21 protein-coding genes are annotated in these 19,209 nt (G+C 46.3%); 12 read left to right on the top strand and 9 right to left on the bottom strand.

Features of this window, described 5'->3' with window-relative positions; all coding sequences use genetic code 11:
• Positions 1-32: 32 nt before the first annotated feature.
• The 3 genes from ACF8EG_RS22610 to ACF8EG_RS22620 form a co-directional block, all read right to left on the bottom strand.
• Positions 33-647: a glutaredoxin domain-containing protein gene (locus ACF8EG_RS22610; RefSeq protein ID WP_069505806.1), complete on the bottom strand. Its 615-nt coding sequence runs from the start codon at positions 645-647 to the stop codon at positions 33-35.
• Positions 648-691: 44 nt separating this feature from the next.
• Complete coding sequence (locus tag ACF8EG_RS22615) at positions 692-1,549, bottom strand: DMT family transporter (protein WP_005491704.1); 858 nt, start codon at positions 1,547-1,549, stop codon at positions 692-694.
• A gap of 474 nt (positions 1,550-2,023) precedes the next feature.
• Entirely contained in the window at positions 2,024-2,995 is a 972-nt protein-coding gene (locus tag ACF8EG_RS22620; protein ID WP_069505808.1) for a porin, read from the bottom strand.
• A 613-nt stretch (positions 2,996-3,608) separates the two neighbouring features.
• Between ACF8EG_RS22620 and ACF8EG_RS22625 the strand changes: the two genes are divergently transcribed.
• The gene (locus tag ACF8EG_RS22625; protein WP_021486983.1) at positions 3,609-4,637 is read left to right on the top strand and encodes a porin; all 1,029 of its coding nucleotides are present in this window, start codon (positions 3,609-3,611) and stop codon (positions 4,635-4,637) included.
• Between the two features lie 202 nt (positions 4,638-4,839).
• Positions 4,840-5,454, top strand: coding sequence for a fumarylacetoacetate hydrolase family protein (locus ACF8EG_RS22630; RefSeq protein WP_069505810.1), 615 nt, complete (start codon positions 4,840-4,842; stop codon positions 5,452-5,454).
• On the opposite strand, the gene ACF8EG_RS22635 is transcribed toward ACF8EG_RS22630, so the two are convergent.
• The 3 genes from ACF8EG_RS22635 to ACF8EG_RS22645 form a co-directional block, all read right to left on the bottom strand.
• Positions 5,451-5,762, bottom strand: coding sequence for an AzlD domain-containing protein (locus ACF8EG_RS22635; protein ID WP_017447854.1), 312 nt, complete (start codon positions 5,760-5,762; stop codon positions 5,451-5,453). The two genes, ACF8EG_RS22630 and ACF8EG_RS22635, sit on opposite strands and share 4 nt — an antisense overlap.
• Complete coding sequence (locus ACF8EG_RS22640; protein ID WP_069505812.1) at positions 5,762-6,472, bottom strand: AzlC family ABC transporter permease; 711 nt, start codon at positions 6,470-6,472, stop codon at positions 5,762-5,764. Before ACF8EG_RS22640 ends, ACF8EG_RS22635 begins: the two co-directional genes overlap by 1 nt.
• Before the next feature lie 79 nt (positions 6,473-6,551).
• Entirely contained in the window at positions 6,552-7,379 is an 828-nt protein-coding gene (locus ACF8EG_RS22645) for an AraC family transcriptional regulator (RefSeq protein WP_015313016.1), read from the bottom strand.
• A 228-nt stretch (positions 7,380-7,607) separates the two neighbouring features.
• On the opposite strand from ACF8EG_RS22645, the gene ACF8EG_RS22650 reads away from it, so the two are divergent.
• On the top strand, positions 7,608-8,240 hold the full coding sequence (locus ACF8EG_RS22650) for a LysE family translocator (RefSeq protein ID WP_005498379.1): 633 nt from the start codon (positions 7,608-7,610) through the stop codon (positions 8,238-8,240).
• A 79-nt stretch (positions 8,241-8,319) separates the two neighbouring features.
• Positions 8,320-8,742 carry a GNAT family N-acetyltransferase gene (locus ACF8EG_RS22655; protein WP_025574570.1) on the top strand — a complete coding sequence of 141 codons (423 nt, stop codon included), beginning with the start codon at positions 8,320-8,322 and terminating at the stop codon, positions 8,740-8,742.
• Between the two features lie 103 nt (positions 8,743-8,845).
• On the opposite strand, the gene ACF8EG_RS22660 is transcribed toward ACF8EG_RS22655, so the two are convergent.
• Positions 8,846-10,540 (bottom strand): phospho-sugar mutase, encoded by a 1,695-nt coding sequence (locus ACF8EG_RS22660; protein WP_069505815.1) that lies wholly within the window; start codon positions 10,538-10,540, stop codon positions 8,846-8,848.
• Positions 10,541-10,869: 329 nt separating this feature from the next.
• Here ACF8EG_RS22660 and coxB point away from each other — a divergent pair, with 329 nt between their 5' ends.
• Genes coxB through ACF8EG_RS22680 form a run of 4 tightly spaced genes read left to right on the top strand, consistent with a single transcriptional unit; the run spans position 10,870 to position 15,163 of the window.
• On the top strand, positions 10,870-12,033 hold the full coding sequence (gene coxB / locus ACF8EG_RS22665; protein WP_024701413.1) for a cytochrome c oxidase subunit II: 1,164 nt from the start codon (positions 10,870-10,872) through the stop codon (positions 12,031-12,033).
• Positions 12,030-13,667, top strand: coding sequence for a cytochrome c oxidase subunit I (gene ctaD / locus ACF8EG_RS22670; RefSeq protein WP_021450720.1), 1,638 nt, complete (start codon positions 12,030-12,032; stop codon positions 13,665-13,667). The genes coxB and ctaD overlap by 4 nt, the downstream gene beginning before the upstream one ends.
• A 20-nt stretch (positions 13,668-13,687) precedes the next feature.
• Positions 13,688-14,227 carry a cytochrome c oxidase assembly protein gene (locus tag ACF8EG_RS22675; RefSeq protein WP_023584661.1) on the top strand — a complete coding sequence of 180 codons (540 nt, stop codon included), beginning with the start codon at positions 13,688-13,690 and terminating at the stop codon, positions 14,225-14,227.
• A 51-nt stretch (positions 14,228-14,278) separates the two neighbouring features.
• Positions 14,279-15,163, top strand: coding sequence for a cytochrome c oxidase subunit 3 (locus ACF8EG_RS22680; protein WP_015313021.1), 885 nt, complete (start codon positions 14,279-14,281; stop codon positions 15,161-15,163).
• Between the two features lie 8 nt (positions 15,164-15,171).
• Here the strand turns inward: ACF8EG_RS22680 and ACF8EG_RS22685 are convergent, their stop codons facing one another.
• Positions 15,172-15,408 carry a DUF2909 family protein gene (locus ACF8EG_RS22685; RefSeq protein ID WP_021452551.1) on the bottom strand — a complete coding sequence of 79 codons (237 nt, stop codon included), beginning with the start codon at positions 15,406-15,408 and terminating at the stop codon, positions 15,172-15,174.
• Here ACF8EG_RS22685 and ACF8EG_RS22690 point away from each other — a divergent pair.
• Genes ACF8EG_RS22690 through cyoE form a run of 4 tightly spaced genes read left to right on the top strand, consistent with a single transcriptional unit; the run spans position 15,356 to position 18,656 of the window.
• On the top strand, positions 15,356-16,192 hold the full coding sequence (locus ACF8EG_RS22690; RefSeq protein WP_069506019.1) for an SURF1 family protein: 837 nt from the start codon (positions 15,356-15,358) through the stop codon (positions 16,190-16,192). The genes ACF8EG_RS22685 and ACF8EG_RS22690 overlap by 53 nt on opposite strands.
• On the top strand, positions 16,189-16,725 hold the full coding sequence (locus ACF8EG_RS22695) for a hypothetical protein (RefSeq protein WP_029795002.1): 537 nt from the start codon (positions 16,189-16,191) through the stop codon (positions 16,723-16,725). The genes ACF8EG_RS22690 and ACF8EG_RS22695 overlap by 4 nt, the downstream gene beginning before the upstream one ends.
• Before the next feature lie 10 nt (positions 16,726-16,735).
• Positions 16,736-17,755, top strand: a complete 1,020-nt coding sequence (locus ACF8EG_RS22700; RefSeq protein ID WP_069505817.1) for a heme A synthase — start codon at positions 16,736-16,738, stop codon at positions 17,753-17,755.
• Complete coding sequence (gene cyoE / locus ACF8EG_RS22705) at positions 17,748-18,656, top strand: heme o synthase (protein ID WP_020842307.1); 909 nt, start codon at positions 17,748-17,750, stop codon at positions 18,654-18,656. Before ACF8EG_RS22700 ends, cyoE begins: the two co-directional genes overlap by 8 nt.
• 78 nt (positions 18,657-18,734) lie before the next feature.
• On the opposite strand, the gene ACF8EG_RS22710 is transcribed toward cyoE, so the two are convergent.
• Positions 18,735-19,208: an FKBP-type peptidyl-prolyl cis-trans isomerase gene (locus ACF8EG_RS22710; RefSeq protein ID WP_005461979.1), complete on the bottom strand. Its 474-nt coding sequence runs from the start codon at positions 19,206-19,208 to the stop codon at positions 18,735-18,737.
• Position 19,209 lies beyond the last annotated feature (1 nt).

Consider the following 19,209-nt stretch of genomic DNA (forward strand, 5'->3'; position numbering starts at 1 on the left):
TTTATACGGTCTTTATGCTAGTGCGATAACGACTATGCCGATTGGCTTGGTATTTCTACGACGTTATTCGGTACCTTGTCTAACCCCTTTGCGGCTAACCACTTTTCTAGGTTATCTGCGCCTCCGACGTATTTTCCCTCTAACCAAATTTGCGGCACGGTCACTGGTATTTTCTCACCGATGACCGCTTTAACTTCTGGGATCATTCTATACAGGGCAGCGCTGTCTTTGACGACATCGTGATACTCGTACTTAATACCAGCATCGTCGAGTAACTGTTTAGCTTTGACGCAATACGGACAAGTGGCTTTTCCGTAAACGATGTTGCCTTTCAGTTCATCACGTTTTACCCACTCCGAAATGACCGATTGCACGAGCACGCCTCGGTTTAGCGCTTCCCCTTGGCTCACGACTTTACCTTCAACCAGAAGAATAGGGGCGTGCCATGCACCGACTTTCAAAGGTTCCCACCAGTGAGATAACCAATCTTTCACTTCGAGTTCGACTGGTACATCCGCCAATTCGTTCGCGAAGGTGTCCACTAAAATATCTTTGGTTAGCGTACATTCGCCGCATGGGATGTTCACTTTGAACGGCCCCCAACTGCCAGCCCAGCGATAAAGTGTGATTTTGATTGGTTGTGTCATAGAATGTTCCTCATTTCCTTTCCTGAAAATATAGAACTCAAAAGCTAGATTTTTCTTTCAACTAACTTTGTCTTTTTTGCTTCCCAGTGCGTGATGAATGCAATCGACGCCACAATAATCGCAGCGCCTAGCCACAAACGACCAGGAGGCACCCATCCAAAGACCATCCATCCAGCCAGCACATTTAAAGGCAGTTTAGCGTGATCGAAGGGTTGAACGAAGGAAGCGTCCGCAACTGCGTAAGCTTTCACAATCGCCCATTGCGCTAATGCTGTTAGTGCACCAGCAAAAAGAAGGATCAGCCAAATAGTCCAGTCACTAGGCATGGTAAAGCTTGGTATCGCTAGCACAATATTGAAAGGTGTGATCAGTAACAACAAGTAAACCACCATGGTAGACGGTGGATCGTTTACCGACATCTTTTTCACCATCAAAGAATACGCCGCCCAAAAGAAGGCCGCCCCAACAGGCAGTAGAGTTGCCCAAGTGAAGGAGTCTGACCACGGCTCTAAGATGATCATGGCACCGATAAAGCCAGTTAGTGTGGCAAGCCAGCGTGCGGTGCCCACTTTCTCTTTCAAGATAAGCCCTGAGCCTACGGTCGCAAACAGCGGAGAAGTCATTAGCAGCGCAATGCCTTGCCAAATCGGAACAGGGTAAGCGAGCGCCCAAAGCCACAGTTGGATACCGATAACAGAGAGAAAAATACGAAAAGCGTGCCAGCCAAAATGTTGAGTTCTCAAAGAGCGTCGAATGCCTAGCGTTCTTAGATAAGGAAGAATAACGAACAACGCGATCGCGTATTGAAACAATGCAAAAGTGGTGGAAGACACACCAAAGTGAATGCTTGCGATTTGGGCAAAGCTATTCACGATGGCGAATGCCAATCCTGCAGTTAGCATCCAAGAAGCACCTTGAACAGGATGATGATTCAATTGAATATTTCCGGTTTGAAAGAGGTAGACGGATAATACGTCCTAAAGCTTTTTGCGCAAATAAAAAAATGCCTCCCAGAGGGAGGCGACATTACCAATTCAAAGGACGTGCCTGTCATTACAGGTACAAAGAACGAGAAGCACAAACGCTGCCATGCATTTGCATTTCTAGTATTGCAGAACACGTGCCAATTTTTATCTTTATGATTTATAAGTGTTTTTATTTTATGGCGATGCCAAGGTTAGAAGGTATGCACTAAGTCAGTGATAAATTGCATTAAAAGAGGGCAGAAGTGGTGGCTCTGAGGCTCGTATTTTTTAGTGGAGCAGTGAAGGGGTAACAGAATAAAGATGAAAATTCATTGCTTTATCTGTGAGAACCACAAAAAATGGCCGACAAAAGTGCCGGCCAAGTGGACTCGCTCTTAGGACAAGAGTGAATTAGAAGTCGTAACGTACACCTAGGCGTAGCGTATCTTCGCCTTCAGTCACTAGACCAGATGTTGCGTCTTTCACTTCATCAAGTTGGTTGATGTAGTAAGAAAGGTAAGTACGGAAGTTACTGTTTAGTTTGTAGTAACCAACTAGCTCGATACCTTCAACTGAGTCGTATTTTGAGCCGTTGTCTGGATCGTTTTCTTGTGCCGTGTAAAGCGCTGCCAGTGTTACTTTGCTTGCTACTTTGTAGCTTGCAACCAACTCGTAAGCAGTAAAGTCTTCAGAATCTGTTAGTGAACCTTGAGAGTACGTACCCGCTAGGTATAGGTTATCTAGAGAGTAAGCGATACCACCTAGGATTTGGTCTTCAGAGTTGTTCTTATCTACGTCGCCGCCAGAGTAAGCCAGACCCAAATCTAGACCCATTGGCAGAGAGTACATACCAGAGATGCTGTATTTGTCTTGGCTATCACCAGAGTTTGCTTGGTAAGTTGCTTGAAGTTGTAGTGCATCAAACTCACCACGGTATGCGAATACGCTGTCTTGCTTATCAGAAGAAGAATCAATCACTTGCTGAATGCCAGAAAACTCAGTGATATCCGTCATGTCTGAGATGATCACGGCAGCCATGTCTTGACGGCCTACAGAGAATGCGCCAACGTCAGTATTTACACCAGCGTACATGTAACGGTTTTTGAACTCGCTTTTACCTGTCTTTTGTTCTGCTTCGTACACACCGAATGCAGACATGCCGTTGCCGATGTCAGTTTTACCTTTAAGGTTAAGACGAGCGCGGCTTTGGTCTTCCATTGAGCCTTCTACTTCCGCACCATCTGAGCCGATGAAGTCGCCACGAAACTCAACGCGACCGCCAACTTTTAGCTCAGTGCCGTCGTTTTTGTAAACTGTTGCTGCGAAAGATGGTGCTGATACCAATGCTGTTAGAATTGCAGTAGTTAGTGCTGCCTTTTTCATTTTCTTATTACCCTAGTTGTAATCGATGGGCTTACTTGCCCGATGTGTTGATGACGCTAAGGTAAACCGCGAAAATGAAAGATAGATTGCTATTAAGTTATGATTTTATTGCATTTTTATTTCTGGCACGTTTAAGCGCCTTTTTAGAAAAGGTGCATAACTAGAAGGGTTTTAGCTTTTTTTAGCTTTTTCGTGCTTGATTACTGACCACAATTTTTCCAAAAAGTTCCTGAAGGTGTTTTAAATTCACAAATGTAAGCAAATATTTCTTAATCATCTGGCTCGATCATTTAAGTTTCAGAGGGTTATGAGATTTCGTGAACTTGCGCGTTACAAAACATTTCAATTTGTAAGGTTATCGACTGAATGAATGATAAGTTAGCAATCTAAATGTTTGCTTTCATTCGGTTTCTTATAATTTTTCACTCGGTTGCCGAAGAGTCTTCAAATAAAGTGGCGGCAGTTGTTGCGCAAAGGTAATTCAGTTTTGGCGGAAAAGATGCCCCAAAAAGCCTTTGTATACACCCGAAGCATTTGGCGTTTATTCGTACATAAATCCAAATGCTCAAGGTGCAAATCGACTAACCGACTAATAAATACATGGACTTAATAAATGAACAAAAAATTCCTAGCGGCAGCAATCGCAGCTGCAACATTCGGTACTCAAGCAGTAGCAGTGGAACTTTACAATAACGATGGCACTACGTTCTCTATTGGTGGCCATGTGTCTGTTAACCTGAACGGTTCAGAGCAAGGTGATACTGACGTAGGCACAAACTCTCCACGTATCAACTTCACAGCAACTCAGGATCTAGGTAATGGCTTTACTGCTGACGCTCGTGGTGAATGGGCACTTAACTACCTAGATGGCGGCGAAAACTCATTCAAAACTCGTCTTGGTTACTTAGGTCTGACTCACGATACATACGGTCGTGCAGTGGGTGGTACGCAATGGGCACCTTACTACGACGTAGCTGGCGTAGCAGATATGCCGATTGCATTTGCGAACGACTTTATCTATGACGACCACGGCAACCTAGGCACTGGCCGCGCAGAGAAAATGATCTCTTACCGCAACGCAATCGAACTTGGCGAAGCAGGCAAAATTAACGTTGGTCTAGGTTGGCAAGGTACGAACGAAGCGACGGCTACGCACAAATACGATGACCGCGTACAAGTTGCCATTTCTTACGCGATCATGGGCGCAAAAGTCGGTTACACGTACAACGGTGGCGACTTCCAAGATTCAGCGTACATCGGTAAGCATTCAGCTGAATCTCACCTAGTCTCTGCGGCATACGGTTCTTACGGTCAAGGCTTGTACCTAGCAGCGGTTTACGGCTCGAACGAAAACATGAACTTCGACGGTAAAACTCGTCTAGCTGAAAGCGACGCGTACGAAGCGTTGATCGCTTATGCACTGCCTAATAGCCTAAATCTGAGCATCAACTACGAAATGGTTGAAGGCAAAGACGTGAAAGGCGCGAAGACAGAAACGGCTCGTGAAGAAATGGCGCTGCAAGCAGAATACAACTTCACACCTAAGTTTGTGGGTTATGCGGGTTACCAGTTTGACTTGAACGACGCTAACGACCGCAAAACTGATGACAAATGGGCACTTGGTGCACGTTACTACCTATAATTGTCGTTACAGTTATCGATTCAAAAGCCAGCATGATGCTGGCTTTTTTCGTTTTTTCGAAGAATCAACATGCGTTTCAAACTGATGACACAAAACATAAAACGGGCTGAATGTCTTATTTTCGATACTTCAGAGCGCGTTCTAGTGTTGTTCCATCAAAAGGTTAGATTATGATGATGTTTTTGTTTTGCAGGGAAGATCAATGAGCGTCATTCAAGTTGAAGAAAAGAAAGTAGAAGTTGGAAAAGTGCTGTGTGTTGGACGTAATTACGTTGAGCACATCCATGAGTTGGACAATGCTATTCCAGAACAAATGGTGGTGTTTAATAAACCTTCTACCTCTGTATCGACGATCTTACGCTCATTTCATCAAGAACCTTTGCATTATGAAGCGGAAATCTGCTTTCTAATCAAAGACGGTCAATACGCCGCCGTGGGTTTGGGGCTAGATCTGACGAAACGCGGTCTGCAATCTTCTCTCAAAAAGCAAGGCTTGCCTTGGGAGCGAGCAAAAGCATTTGATGGTTCTGCGGTTTTTAGCCGCTTTGTGCCTCTTGAAGGCATTGATATTCATGACCTTAACTTAGAACTATTGATTAACTGTGTTCGTGTGCAAAAAGGCCACGTACAACAGATGCTGTATCCGCCATTTGCGATTTTGGATGAGCTAAGTAGCTACACAACTTTACAAGACGGTGATGTGGTAATGACGGGAACGCCGCAAGGGGTTGGCGAAGTCCATCAAGGCGACATCTTCCTTGGGCGTTTAAAATGTGGCGACGTCACCTTGTTAGAAATTGAGTGGATGGCTGATTAAAGCCAAATGCGCAAAAGAAGAAACGCCACCATACTGACAACCGTCGTTAAGAGAACGTTTTTTGTCAAATAGGCGATCAACGCAGCCAATGTCGCAGCCAATAAAAACGGGTTTTGTACGCTGACACTGAGTTCCCCTTCGGGGATGAAGACAATCGGCGCCCAGATCGCGGTTAAAACGGCCGGGCTTGCGTAGTTGAGAATCTTTTGTGTGCGCGTGCCGAGCTTTAATGGCAACTTCGGCTCGAGAAACAAGTATCGGCTTGTGAACACCAACAGCGTCATGAGTAAAATTGACAGCATAATCATTAGCGTTTCTCCTGTACTTGTTCGACAAAATAGCCTGTTAACATGGCTAAAATGCTCGAAATCATCAAACTTCCTTCCACTTGGTAATAGCTTAACGCGACTGAGCCTACCAAAGCCACTAAGACGCTAGAAAGTACCGCTGCATTTTTAATCGTGGGTACGACAATCGCGATAAAGGTTGCGGCTACTGCAAATTCCAACCCCATTTCATTCAGTTCTGGGATTAGGCTACCTGCCACGATGCCTGTCAGCGTCGCAAGGTTCCAGAACAGATAGAAGCTCAATCCGGCGCCAAGGGTGTACCAGCGATTAAATTGTTCGTCAGAATGATGGCCTGCAATGGCAAACAGCTCGTCGGTTAACAGAAAACCAAGCGATAGCCGCCATTTAAGCGGAAGTGGTGCAATTTTACTGCGCATGGATACGCTGTAGAGAAAATGTCGTGAGGTGATGAAAAACGTGGTGAGCAACATAGTGGTTAACCCCGCGCCCGCTTTTATCATTCCCATCGCGACGAGCTGAGCGGAGCCCGCGAAAAGAATCGCGGATAACGCTTGTCCTTCTAGTGGGTGAAGCCCTGTATCGATCGCGAACGAACCTGCCAGCAGTCCCCAAGGCAGTACGGCAATACTCAACGGCATCATTGCGAGTGTGCCTTGCCAAAATAAAGTGGTTTTTGATTCTTCTTGTAACGGCAAAGTGTTATCCATTGTTTGTTCTTAATTGTTTTGAAGTCAGGCTATCAACGTAACGTGGTAGAGGCATCTCGCCTTGTACGATATTGCGGATTTAGCTAAAGCGAAGATATTGGCCCGGCGTGACGCCCATGGCTTTCTTAAAGTGTCGATGCAGGTGGCTTTGATCATGAAAACCACATTCTTGTGCGACATCAGAGATTCTCTGCCCTTGTTTGAGCAGTTTTTTCGCCATACGTAAACGTTGCTGGATCTGGTAAGCATGGGGCGGAAAGCCAAATTGCTTTTGAAATTCGCGCAGCAAGTGAAAAGGGCTCAGCCCAGCCAGTTTCGCGAGCTCTTCCAGCGACACATCGGTTTGTGGAAAGTCTTCTAAAAACTCCTTTACAAGCTGTAACTGTCGTTGCGCTTTGGTGGATTCTTTTAGTGGTGCGCGGTGAGTGCTGTGTTTACTCGCCAATTTGATCAACGTGCCGTACACCAAAGTTTCTCGCAGCAGTCGATTGTCCGATTTTTCTAGAGTCTCAAACACCAAGCGCAATTGGCTTGCCAGTTCGGGATCATAAACCACAGGTTGAGGGAAATAGGGCAGCGCGATATTAGGTGAGCCAAGCTCTTGCCCCAAGGTTTGAAATTGTTCTGGCACAGGATACATTGCTTTGTATTCCCAGCCCCCCTCGGTTGCTGAATGGCCGTTATGCACTTCATCAGCGTTAACTAAGATAATGCTGTCTTGTGGTGCAATGTGGTTGCCGCCAGTGCGGAAAAATTGTTGAGCGCCTTTTTCGATCACACCAATGGTGTAGCCTTCGTGACTGTGCCGAGAGAAGTTCTGCTTTTCATACTTAGCATCTAGCAGCTCCAAGCCACCAAGTTCTTGAGCAATTTTGAATGTCGCGATTTCCTTGTTCTTTTCTTTCATTGTTTCCAATCTGCTCGAGAAGTCCGTCATACGAGTGTAACGTATCCATCGTGCTTATTTTTGTACAAAATTGCTATTCAGTATCGTTAAAAAGGTTAATTGTTTTTATATGAGTGAATTGGTGATTTATCCTTTCTAAATATGGCTGGATTTAAAGGTATTTAATCTGGTCGAGTTTGATTTATTGGTATAAGATTCGCCACCTTGTTGTAGAAAACCTGTTCCATCATGATCGATTTAGCTGTACTTCCTATTTATCTCACGGCGGTTATCGCCTTATTGCTTTTGCCTGGCCCTGATATGTTGCTGATTGCGAGCTCAAGTATGAGCTACGGCAAAAAGGTTGGCCTATTTGCCAGTCTGGGGAACGCGACGTCTGGCCTTATCCTTACTTTACTTGCTGCGATGGGGGTTTCAACCCTGATTGCGATGAGCCCTGTGGCACTCAAAGTACTTCACCTTTTAGGTGGTGCGTACCTACTTAAAATGGGTTGGGATTGCTTGAGAGCAGAAGCGTCATCTGCTCCAGAGCTTGATCAAAAAAATAAGATGGCATCGACCTACTATCAACGTGCATTAATGAGCAATTTGCTCAACCCTAAAGCGTTGGTCTTTTTTGTGATGTTTTTGCCTCAGTTCGTTTCGAGCAATATTACCGCTTCATCCGGCGAGCAGATGCTGGCGCTTGGTTTGTTGTTGAACGTTCTTGGCCTTTTGTTCAACCTGTTATTGGTAGCGTTGGCTGGTACATTAGGGAAAGGGTTGCTGGAGAATGAGAAGTTCCGCACTTACCAACACAAACTTATGGGGTTGGTGTTTGTGATCCTCGCTTTGTGGATGTTGAGCAGCTTCGTGCTATAAACCTATCAAATTCAATCGGAAAGCCAGCAATTGCTGGCTTTTTGTTTTAGGATAGAAACGTTTTCCAAGGAGAGGATGTATGAAACTTGAATTTTGTTTAAACCCAGACCAAGCCGCTCTTGATTGCGTTCGTGATGGCATTCGATCATATAACTGCAAGCACTTACCTGAAGGAGAAGTGAATGCGGTGGGTTGCTTTGCAAAAGATGAAGACGGCAAAATCATTGGCGGCCTTACTGGGGAAATGTTTAAAAATACGGTTTTTGTGGAGTTCTTGTGGGTGGACGCAGAAAGCAGAACATCGGGCTTAGGCAGTAAACTGATGGCAATGTTAGAGCAGTATGTGAAGCCGTATGGCGTGACTCATATTTATTTAGATACTTACAGCTTCCAGGCGCTCGATTTCTACCTCAAATTGGGCTTTGAAAAAGTAGGGCAGTATTCCGGTTATCCGGCTGAGGGAATCCACAAATACTTCCTCCAAAAAGAAATCGCAGAATAGTCGCTACTGATGTTTAGCTTGTTAGGAATCCAGTAAAAGAGGCGCGAACAGCGCCTCTTTTAGTATGTAGTCATGAGCTTTTCATGACAACTTGTTGAGAGAGTTACAAGCTTTTTTGGTGTGCGTCGATCAGCGCGTTCATTTTGGCTTCGGCAGTTTGTTGCGCTTGCTCGTAGCTCATGTCAGCAGGGAAGTCACTGATGACTTCGTAGTAACATTTCAATTTTGGCTCAGTACCAGAAGGACGAACGATTACGCGAGATTTATCTTCAAGATGATAAATCAGCACATCACTTGCTGGTAAATTAATCGTCTCTTCTGAACCATCCTCAAATGTACGAACGGAAGTTTTCAAGTCCTCAGTAACCGATACTTTCTTGCCTGCAATTTCGCTTGGTGGATTTGCACGTAACTTGTCACCAATTGGTGGTGAGTTTGGATCCAACGCAATACTACGCTGAGCGTTAAAGTAAAAACCGTGTTGACGGTAAAGCGCTTCCAACTTGTCCCACAGTGTTTTGCCTTGTGCTTTGAGCTTTCCGGTTAATTGCGAAAACGCAACAATCGCGGACAAACCATCTTTATCCCACACCTTATTGCCAACGGTGTAGCCAAGCGCCTCTTCGTAAGCAAACAAGAACGGATGTTGCTCGGTTTCTTGGCTCATCGCGACGTTGGTTAGCCATTTAAAGCCTGTTAGCGTTTGGTAATACTCTGCGCCATGCGCTTTTGCGATGCTGCTCAAGAGACGAGATGACACGATGGTGTTACCGACCAGTGAGTTCGGCTGTTGCTCTAGCAAGTAATCACCAAACAATGAACCAACTTGGTCGCCAGTTAACATTTGGTATTCACCGTCTGGGCGTTTTACGGCGACGGCGAAACGGTCTGCATCTGGGTCGTTTGCACAGGCGATATCCGCATCTACGGATTTACCGAGCGCCATGACCATGTCCATTGCCCCTGCTTCTTCTGGATTTGGGAAGTTAACTGTAGGGAATGTGCCATCAGGTTCGCGCTGCTCCGCAACACTGGCCACTTTTTTAAAGCCAGCGTCAGCAAGTAACGTTTCTGCCATGTCTGCGCCAACACCGTGCATCGCAGTGTAAGCGATAGAAATATCGGTGTTGCTATCAGGAGTCAGCAGAGCATTTTCGTTCATGGTTTTACGGTAAGTTTGGTAGTAATCATCTTCCAACCAAACCAGTAAGCCTTGTTGTTTAGCATCGTCTAAAGACATCAACGGCAGAGGCTTTGTGGTCGCTTCATCAATTTTTGCCGCGATGCCCGAGTCGCGAGGTGGAATGATTTGCGCGCCATTTTCCCAATACACTTTGAAGCCGTTGTATTCGGGTGGATTGTGGCTAGCGGTTACAACAACGGCCGCTGCAGCATTCATTGTGCGTACACCAAAAGCAACAATAGGCGTTGCCGCGACTTGGTAGGTTAGGTAAACCTTGATACCGAGTGCTGTTAAGACAGAAGCAGTATCGTGCGCGAACTGTTTAGAATCTGGTCGGCCATCGTAACCAATAACAACGCCGCGACTCGCTGCATCTTGTACTTGTTCAAGTAAATAGTGGCCGAGACCTGTGGCAGTTTCTTGAATCACCAAACGGTTCATTCGGTTTGGACCTGCGCCCACTTTGCCACGAAGACCCGCGGTACCAAAGGCAAGACGGGAGCCGAAGCGGTCAGAAAGTTCTTGTTCATTATTCGTATCAACGAGGTGCTGAAGCTCTTCACGAGTTTTAGGGTCAGGATCTCGCGCTAGCCATTGAGTAATTAGTGCTGTCATATCTTTCATTCCTTAGCAGGGGGAGCCTACTTGTTTGGACACTTTTTCTGAAAAAGTATCCAATGTTTTCTTTTACTTTAATGTAAATGGTTCTCAATTCCATTTCAAAGAGGGCAATCGATAAACCGAACTTATTTTTCCTGTCTGAACAAAATTTAATCACATTTAATTTCTTGAAGAACTTTGGAACTATAACTAGCCTTTAACATAAATATAACAAACTGTGTCGAAATCGTATTTTTTGTGATTTTTCGTAAAGTTGTTCGATATTTGCAATGGGACGCAAGGAAGCTCGCGCAAGCGTAGCGGCTGAGCAGAGGAGAGATCTTTTGAAAAGATTAGCGACTACTCTAGCCATACCACTGAGTGTGATTTTAATCACATTCTCCTCCTACGGTTGGTCAAAGGACAATGAACTCAACATGACCAAAGGGGTCACGGCGATAAGCGAGCAAGTGTATGAATTACATATGCTCATTTTCTACATTTGTTGCGCGATAGCTCTGGTTGTCTTTGGTGTCATGTTCTATGCCATCATCCGTCATCGCAAATCAAAAGGTGCAGTTGCCGCACATTTCCACGAAAGCACCAAAGTGGAAATTATTTGGACTGTTATCCCTATCATCATTCTTGTCGCGATGGCGATTCCCGCAACGAAAACTTTAGTCGCAATGGAAGACACTAGCCAATCGGATATCACCATTCAAATCACAGGTTCGCAATGGAAATGGCATTACAGCTACTTTGGCGAAGATGTGGAATTCTTCAGCTTGCTCGCAACCAGCCAAAAGCAGATTGACGGTATAGAGATGAAAGGAGCGCATTACTTGCTTGAAGTGGATAATCCACTCGTGCTCCCTGTGAATCGTAAAGTGCGATTTTTACTGACCTCAGACGATGTGATTCACTCTTGGTGGGTGCCTGATTTCGCCGTGAAAAAAGACACCATCCCGGGTTTCATCAACGAGGCTTGGACGCGAATTGATGAGCCGGGCGTTTATCGTGGTCAGTGTGCAGAGCTTTGTGGACGAGCTCATGGCTTTATGCCAATCGTAGTCCATGCCATGCCGGAAGATGAATTCGATCAGTGGCTCTCGGGTAAGAAAGAAGAAATAGCGATGCAAAAAGCCGCGGCGCAAGAGGCGCTAACTCAAGACTTGTCGATGGATGAGCTCATGGCGCAAGGCGAAGCGATTTACTCGACGCGTTGTGCTGTTTGTCACCAAGCTAATGGTGAGGGTATTCCGGGGGCGTTCCCTTCAATTAAAGGCAGTCCTGTCGCGACAGGTGATGTCGCCGAACATATCGGCGTGGTTGTTGATGGCCGCGCAGGGACGGCGATGCAGTCTTTTGCTAACCAACTTAGTGATCAAGAAATTGCTGCGGTAATTACCTACCAACGCAATGCTTGGGGAAATGATACTGGCGATACGGTTCAAGCGGCCGACGTCAATGCCTTTAAGGCACAAAAAAGTGCCAAGGAGGAAATATGAGTAAGCCAGCAGACAAAGCCGTAAAGTCGGCACCCGTTGAAGCGCATACCGCAGCAAACGCAACAATTGCGCTAGACGACCACGATTCGCACGACGCGCCAAAAGGTATTGCTCGTTGGTTGTATTCCACCAACCATAAAGACATCGGCACGTTGTATCTTTGGTTTAGTTTCACCATGTTCCTAACGGGTGGTGCGATGGCAATGGTCATTCGTGCGGAGCTGTTTCAGCCGGGTTTGCAGCTTGTCGATCCGCAATTTTTTAATCAGATGACAACGGTTCACGGTTTGGTGATGGTGTTTGGTGCGGTCATGCCCGCGTTCACTGGATTAGCAAACTGGATGATCCCGATGATGATCGGCGCGCCTGATATGGCGCTGCCACGTATGAATAACTTGAGCTTTTGGATTCTGCCATTTGCGTTTCTCATTCTGTTGAGCTCGTTGTTCTTACCGGGCGGTGCACCGAATTTCGGCTGGACGTTTTACGCGCCGCTATCGACTACGTATGGGCCAGACAGTACTGCACTGTTTGTGTTCTCTGTGCATATCATGGGTATCAGCTCCATCATGGGGGCGATTAACGTCATCGTGACGATTGTCAACATGCGCGCACCGGGCATGACATGGTTTAAGTTGCCGATGTTCGTTTGGACTTGGCTGATCACTGCGTTCTTACTTATTGCCGTCATGCCAGTGTTGGCGGGTGCGGTAACGATGGTACTGACCGATAAGTACTTTGGTACCAGCTTCTTTGATGCTGCGGGCGGTGGCGATCCTGTGATGTTCCAACACATTTTCTGGTTCTTTGGTCACCCAGAAGTGTACATCATGATTTTACCGTCGTTCGGGATCATCTCTGCCATTCTTCCAGCATTTAGTGGCAAAAAGTTGTTCGGCTACCACTCTATGGTGTACGCAACATGCAGTATCGCGCTTCTTTCTTTCCTTGTGTGGGCGCACCACATGTTCACGACAGGCATGCCCGTGTTTGCAGAACTGTTCTTTATGTACTGCACCATGTTGATTGCGGTACCGACCGGAGTAAAAGTGTTTAACTGGGTCGCAACCATGTGGCGTGGCGCACTGACCTTTGAAACACCAATGTTGTTTGCGATTGCGTTTATTGTTCTGTTCACTATTGGCGGATTCTCGGGTTTGATGCTTGCTATTGTGCCAGCGGATTTCCAGTACCACGATACCTATTTTGTGGTTGCGCACTTCCATTATGTCTTGGTGTCTGGCGCGGTCTTCTCAATCATGGCGGCGTCGTATTATTGGTTGCCGAAATGGACGGGGAATATGTACGACCACAAGTTGAGTTTGTGGCATTTCTGGTGCTCAGTCATTTCCGTCAATGTCCTTTTCTTCCCGATGCATTTTTTAGGTTTGGCGGGTATGCCGCGAAGAATCCCTGATTACGCGATTCAATTTGCGGATGTGAACCAAATCGTATCTATCGGCGGCTTTGCTTTTGGTTTGTCGCAACTGATTTTCTTGTGGGTCGTGATCAAATGTATTCGTGGCGGAGAGAAAGCGTCGGCCAAACCTTGGGAGCGTGCAGAGGGATTAGAGTGGACTGTGCCAAGCCCTGCGCCTCATCACACCTTTAGTACGCCGCCTAAAGTGGATTAACGGGACGAGAGGCGAAGAACATGGCAGAAAAATCATCCCACAAAAAGCTCACGATAAGGTTAGTGCTGGCCACTTTTGCCATGTTCGGGTTCGGTTTTGCGCTCGTGCCGCTCTATGACGTGATGTGTGATGCGTTAGGCATCAACGGTAAAACCAGTGATGTTGCAGCGATTCAACCTACGGGGATGCAACCCGATTTGAGCCGGACGATTCGTGTGGAGTTTATGGCACACGTCAACCCAGATATGCCGTGGGAGTTTAAGCCGAAAGTCATTTCGATGAATGTTCATCCAGGTGAAGTCGTGCAAACTGAATACTTGGCATTTAACGAAAGTGGACAAAGGCTCGTGGGGCAGGCGGTGCCTTCCGTTTCTCCCGGCAACGGTGCAGCTTACTTCAACAAAATAGAGTGCTTTTGTTTTACGCAACAGCCGCTGGATGGAAAGCAGCACGCTCAGATGCCATTGATTTTCTATATTGAGCCCGATTTGCCGGACTCAATACATACATTAACGCTGTCTTATACACTCTACAAACTTCCTCCTCCCACAGGCAGTTAGCCTCTCAAGGAGTGAGATACAGGCCAAATAGTGTCTGTAAGGAGAGAACTGATGAGTAATAAACCTGGAACCTATTACGTTCCTGCTCAAAGTAGTTGGCCGATCATTGGCGCGTTTGCTCTGTTTTTAGTCGCCGTCGGTGCGGGCATGACGGTGCAAGGTACTCAAAGCGATGGTGCGGTCGGTGTTGTTGGTCGCATTGTGCTTGCCGTAGGCTTTTTGTTTCTGCTTTACATGTTGGCAGGATGGTTTAGTAACGTCATCACTGAATCGTTGACGGGTAAATACAGCGCGCAGATCACTCGATCATTTCGTCAGGGGATGAGTTGGTTCATCTTTTCAGAAGTGATGTTCTTTGGCGCGTTTTTCGGAGCGCTGTTTTACGCCAGAATGGTGTCTGTCCCTTGGTTAGGAGGGGCTGATAATAACCTCATGACCAATGAAGTATTGTGGCCAAGCTTTGAAGCTATGTGGCCGCTCACGACAACGCCAAGTGGGGAAAGCACCCAAGCGATGCCTTGGCAAGGTATTCCGCTCACTAACACCATTATTTTGCTTCTCTCTTCTATCACGTTACACATGGCACACATCAGTTTGGAGAAAAACCGACGCACAGCGTTAGTCGTGTGGCTTGAAATCACCATCGTTTTAGCGGGCTTTTTCTTGTTCTATCAAGCTAAAGAGTACATTCACGCTTATCAGGAAATGGGGCTCACGCTTCAATCGGGGGTTTATGGCAATACGTTCTTTATGCTTACTGGTTTTCATGGCATGCACGTTTGTCTTGGCACCATATTCTTAACCGTATTGCTGTTTAGAATCGCGAAGGACCACTTTTCTCCTACTAATCATTTCGCATTTCAAGCAGGCAGTTGGTACTGGCATTTTGTTGATGTGGTATGGCTATGCCTGTTTGTTTTTGTTTATGTGTTGTAGTGACAGAGTCAGTAAGGACGTGGATTGGGTGCAAGCCAACCCGAGCTCAACGCAATCAAAAGAAGGATGACCACTAACGCAGAAAACATCACACGACGACCGAGATAGTGGCTCATGGGTTTTGTTGGCTTGTTCGGATTGTCTGGGTCTTCTCGAACCATTTCGATAAGCGCTTTTGCGAGGTTGAAGATAATGAAAAGCAGCAAAAGGACCAGCGTTAATTTGAATAGGAATACGGTGGACATAGTACCTCCGGTTTCTTCGTCTTGGTTATCGCACAAGTTATGGCTATCGAAGCGGTTTGGTATTGCAGTTTGCTTAACTGTGGTTGTGTTTTCTCTGTTGGTCAAACTTGGATTTTGGCAACTAGAAAGAGGTCAGGAGAAACAAGCGCTTGAACAAGCGATACTCGCTCGGGCTGATGCCCCATATCAATCCCTCACTGCTGTCCTTGATAACAATGACTGGCGAGAGGAGAGCGTGATTGGCGTGAAAGTGCAAGCGGAGGCAAAGCCAGAGCCGTTGCCAGTGGTTTTGCTCGATAACCAAACCTTTCAAGGCAAAGTGGGTTATCTCGCATACCAAGTGGTTTCTGTCGGTCAGGATCCAATAACCTTAGCGCTTTTAGAATTGGGTTTCGTCGAAGGGCTGCGAACTCGTGATTCTTTACCAACCGTAACGACGTTGAAGAGCCCCACAAACGTAACCGGACGTTTGTATCGCAAATCAATGAATCCGTTAAGCTCAGAATTGATGCCAGAAATGGGAGAGGGGATTCGAGTCCAAAACCTCAATATTTCCGAGCTCAATGAGTTGTTGAATGTAGAGCTGATGCCGGCAGTGTTGCAACCAGACAACCTAGAAAACTGGGCATATCCATTTCCTTGGAATCCACTTCCACTCACGAGCGCGAAGCATTTTGGGTATGCCGTACAGTGGTTTGCGATGGCTGCCGTGTTCTTACTGCTGACAATAGTTGTGTGTATTCGATGGTTTAGAAAAGCGGCATCACAAGGAGGTGAGGCATGACATCTCAAGTTACAAAAGGGCGGTTTGTGCTGATCGCACTGATTTGCTTATTCGCCTTACCAGCGATTGTTGCAAAGTTGATTTTGGCGCAAGGCTGGTACGAAACGGGCGTGACAAACCGAGGAAAGCTCATCGAACCGTACACAACGTTAGCGCAGTTAGGCCAATCTGCTCCATCGGCGGTGCACGGTTGGCAACTGGCTTATGTGGTGCCTGATTCTTGCGACAGCCAATGTCAAAGACAGCTCTATTTACTCAAACAAAGCCATGTTGCTTTAGGCAAGTATCAAGAACGCGTTGTGCCAGTTTTGTGGACTTCTACAACATCAGACACGATAGAAATGCCGATAGAAACCATGGCGATGAATGAGAACGTGGCGGCAAAAGTGCAACAAGGGCAAGTGCTGATTGTGGATCCTCTGGGGCAACTGGTGATGTCGTACACCGCAGAGCCAAACGAAGATTTGGTCAAACTCAGCAAAGATATGCTGGCGGATTTGCGTAAGTTGCTCAAATTGTCGCGAGTCGGATAGGGAGCGCATCATGACGTTAACAAAGTTGGTTAGATTAAGTTTGTGCCTGACGTTAGTCGTCATCATGTTGGGCGCCTATACCCGTTTGTCGGATGCGGGTTTGGGGTGTCCTGACTGGCCGGGGTGTTATGGTCACTTTTCTGTACCACACCATGAAGACGATGTTCTGCGCGCCAGCATCAATTTTCCAGAACGCGAGATTGAGCATGAAAAAGCGTGGCTAGAGATGATTCATCGCTATTTTGCTGGAACACTCGGCATGGTGATTTTTGCTATTACCGTTATTGCTATTCGAACTGAACGCGTGAACCCATCCATTCCTATTCTGCTCAGCTTTTTGGTTGTGGGGCAGGCGATGTTAGGTATGTGGACGGTGACTCTAAAACTGATGCCTGTCATTGTCATGCTTCATCTGCTTGGTGGGTTCACTTTACTCGCGCTGCAAGCGGTGTTTTATTGCCAACTGAAAGCGAGAGACAATCTTTATTTTTCCCCCTCCTCTCGGTCGGTTAGGTTGTTTTCAGTGTTTTCCTTTTTGGTTGTGTTCTCCCAAGTGTTGCTCGGCGGTTGGACTTCATCAAACTACGCGGCTTTGATGTGTACAACGTTGCCCATTTGCGAAGGAGATTGGGTGAATTACTTGGATTGGAAAGAGGCGTTCTCTTTCTGGCAAACAGGGCACGATAATTATGAATTTGGTGTGTTGGAATACCCCGCAAGGATGACAATTCATGTCTCTCATCGAATCGGCGCGATAGTCACCGCAGCGGTTGTGTTGACGTACTGTGTGGTGTTAATGAAACAAGACTCGCACCATTCTCAGAAAGTCGGCATGTGGCTTGGGATGGCGCTGGCTTGCCAGATTACGCTTGGTATTAGCAACGTGGTGTTTCAGTTACCGATTTACATCGCAGTGGCTCATAACCTGGGTGCTGCAATCATGTTGAGCCTGATTTGTGTCAGTCAGTTTTATTTGTGGCAAGGAAAAGCCGATTGGAATTATGCAGTGAAAGGAGTTCGCTATGAGTAAAGAAATTGCGTTAACACTCGATAGTCGAAAGCGTCTCGGCTCAACGTACTTAAAACTGACTAAACCTAAAGTTGTCGCGCTAATGTTAGTCACCGCCATTGTCGGTATGAGCTTGGCTCCGGTCACTGACTTTCCTTGGATTAAAGCATCCATCGGATTGATTGGAATAGGACTAATGGCTGGTTCTGCCGCGGCATTTAATCATCTAATTGACCGCAGAATTGATGCAAGAATGGCTCGTACTCATACGCGTCCTTTACCGTCGGGAGATACCAATCCCTTGTCGGTTGCGATTTTTGCCGTGGCAATCGGCGTGGTTGGTTTTGTACTCCTATATGCTTGGGTAAACGCGCTCACAGCGTGGATGACGTTTTTGAGTTTACTGGGCTATGCGGTGGTTTACACCATGTATTTGAAGCGAGCGACACCGCAAAATATTGTGATTGCTGGCATTGCCGGTGCGATGCCGCCTCTTTTAGGCTGGACCGCGGTGACGGGCGAGCTGCATGGGAACGCTTGGCTATTGGTGATGATTATCTTCATCTGGACGCCTCCGCATTTCTGGGCTCTCGCGATACATCGAGTGGAAGATTACCGCAAGGTCGACATTCCTATGCTGCCGGTAACCCATGGCATTGAATACACCAAAACATCGATCTTACTTTACACGGTATTGCTCACATTGGTGTGCGTGATGCCTGTATTGGTGGGGATGGTCGGTTTTATCTATCTCTTTTCAGCATTGCTGCTAAATGCGGGTTTCATTTATCACGCGTGGAAACTCAAGTTTGCCCCCGAGCCTAATAGCGCAATAGAGACATTTAAGTTCTCCATTTATCATCTGTTGGCGCTGTTTGTTGCGCTCCTAGCCGATCACTATATTGGAATGGTGTTGCAGTAAGCGAATAACTTAATGGTATATCTGCTAATAAAAAACGCCGCGAAAATTGCGGCGTTTTTTATTGTACTAGAGGGGAGATTACTGAATCTCTAACAACTCAACATCAAAAATCAAAACACTTGCAGGTGGAATTGGACCCGTTCCATTTTTGCCGTAGCCAAGTGTGCTCGGAACAAATAGACGGATTTTCTCGCCCACAACCATGTATTGAAGACCTTCTTGCCAGCCTTTAATTACTTGGTTCAAACCAAATGTAATTGGCTCGCCACGATTTACAGAACTATCGAAAACAGTGCCATCGATAAGCGTGCCGTGGTAGTGCACTTTCACTTTACTTGTTGCGGTTGGGTGAACGTCACCTGTACCTTTTTCTAGTACTAAGTATTGAAGCCCGCTCTCTGTCGTGATCACGCCTTCTTTTTTCGCATTTTCTAATAGGAAAGCTTGGCCTTTTGCAAAGTTCTCATCTGCCACTTTGTGGTTTGTCCAAGTGCGGTAAATGAAAAATGCAGCTAAAACAAAAATAATGATAGGAAACAAAAATTTAGACACA

Source organism: Vibrio sp. YQ_11 (assembly GCF_043103065.1).
GTDB lineage: Bacteria > Pseudomonadota > Gammaproteobacteria > Enterobacterales > Vibrionaceae > Vibrio > Vibrio parahaemolyticus.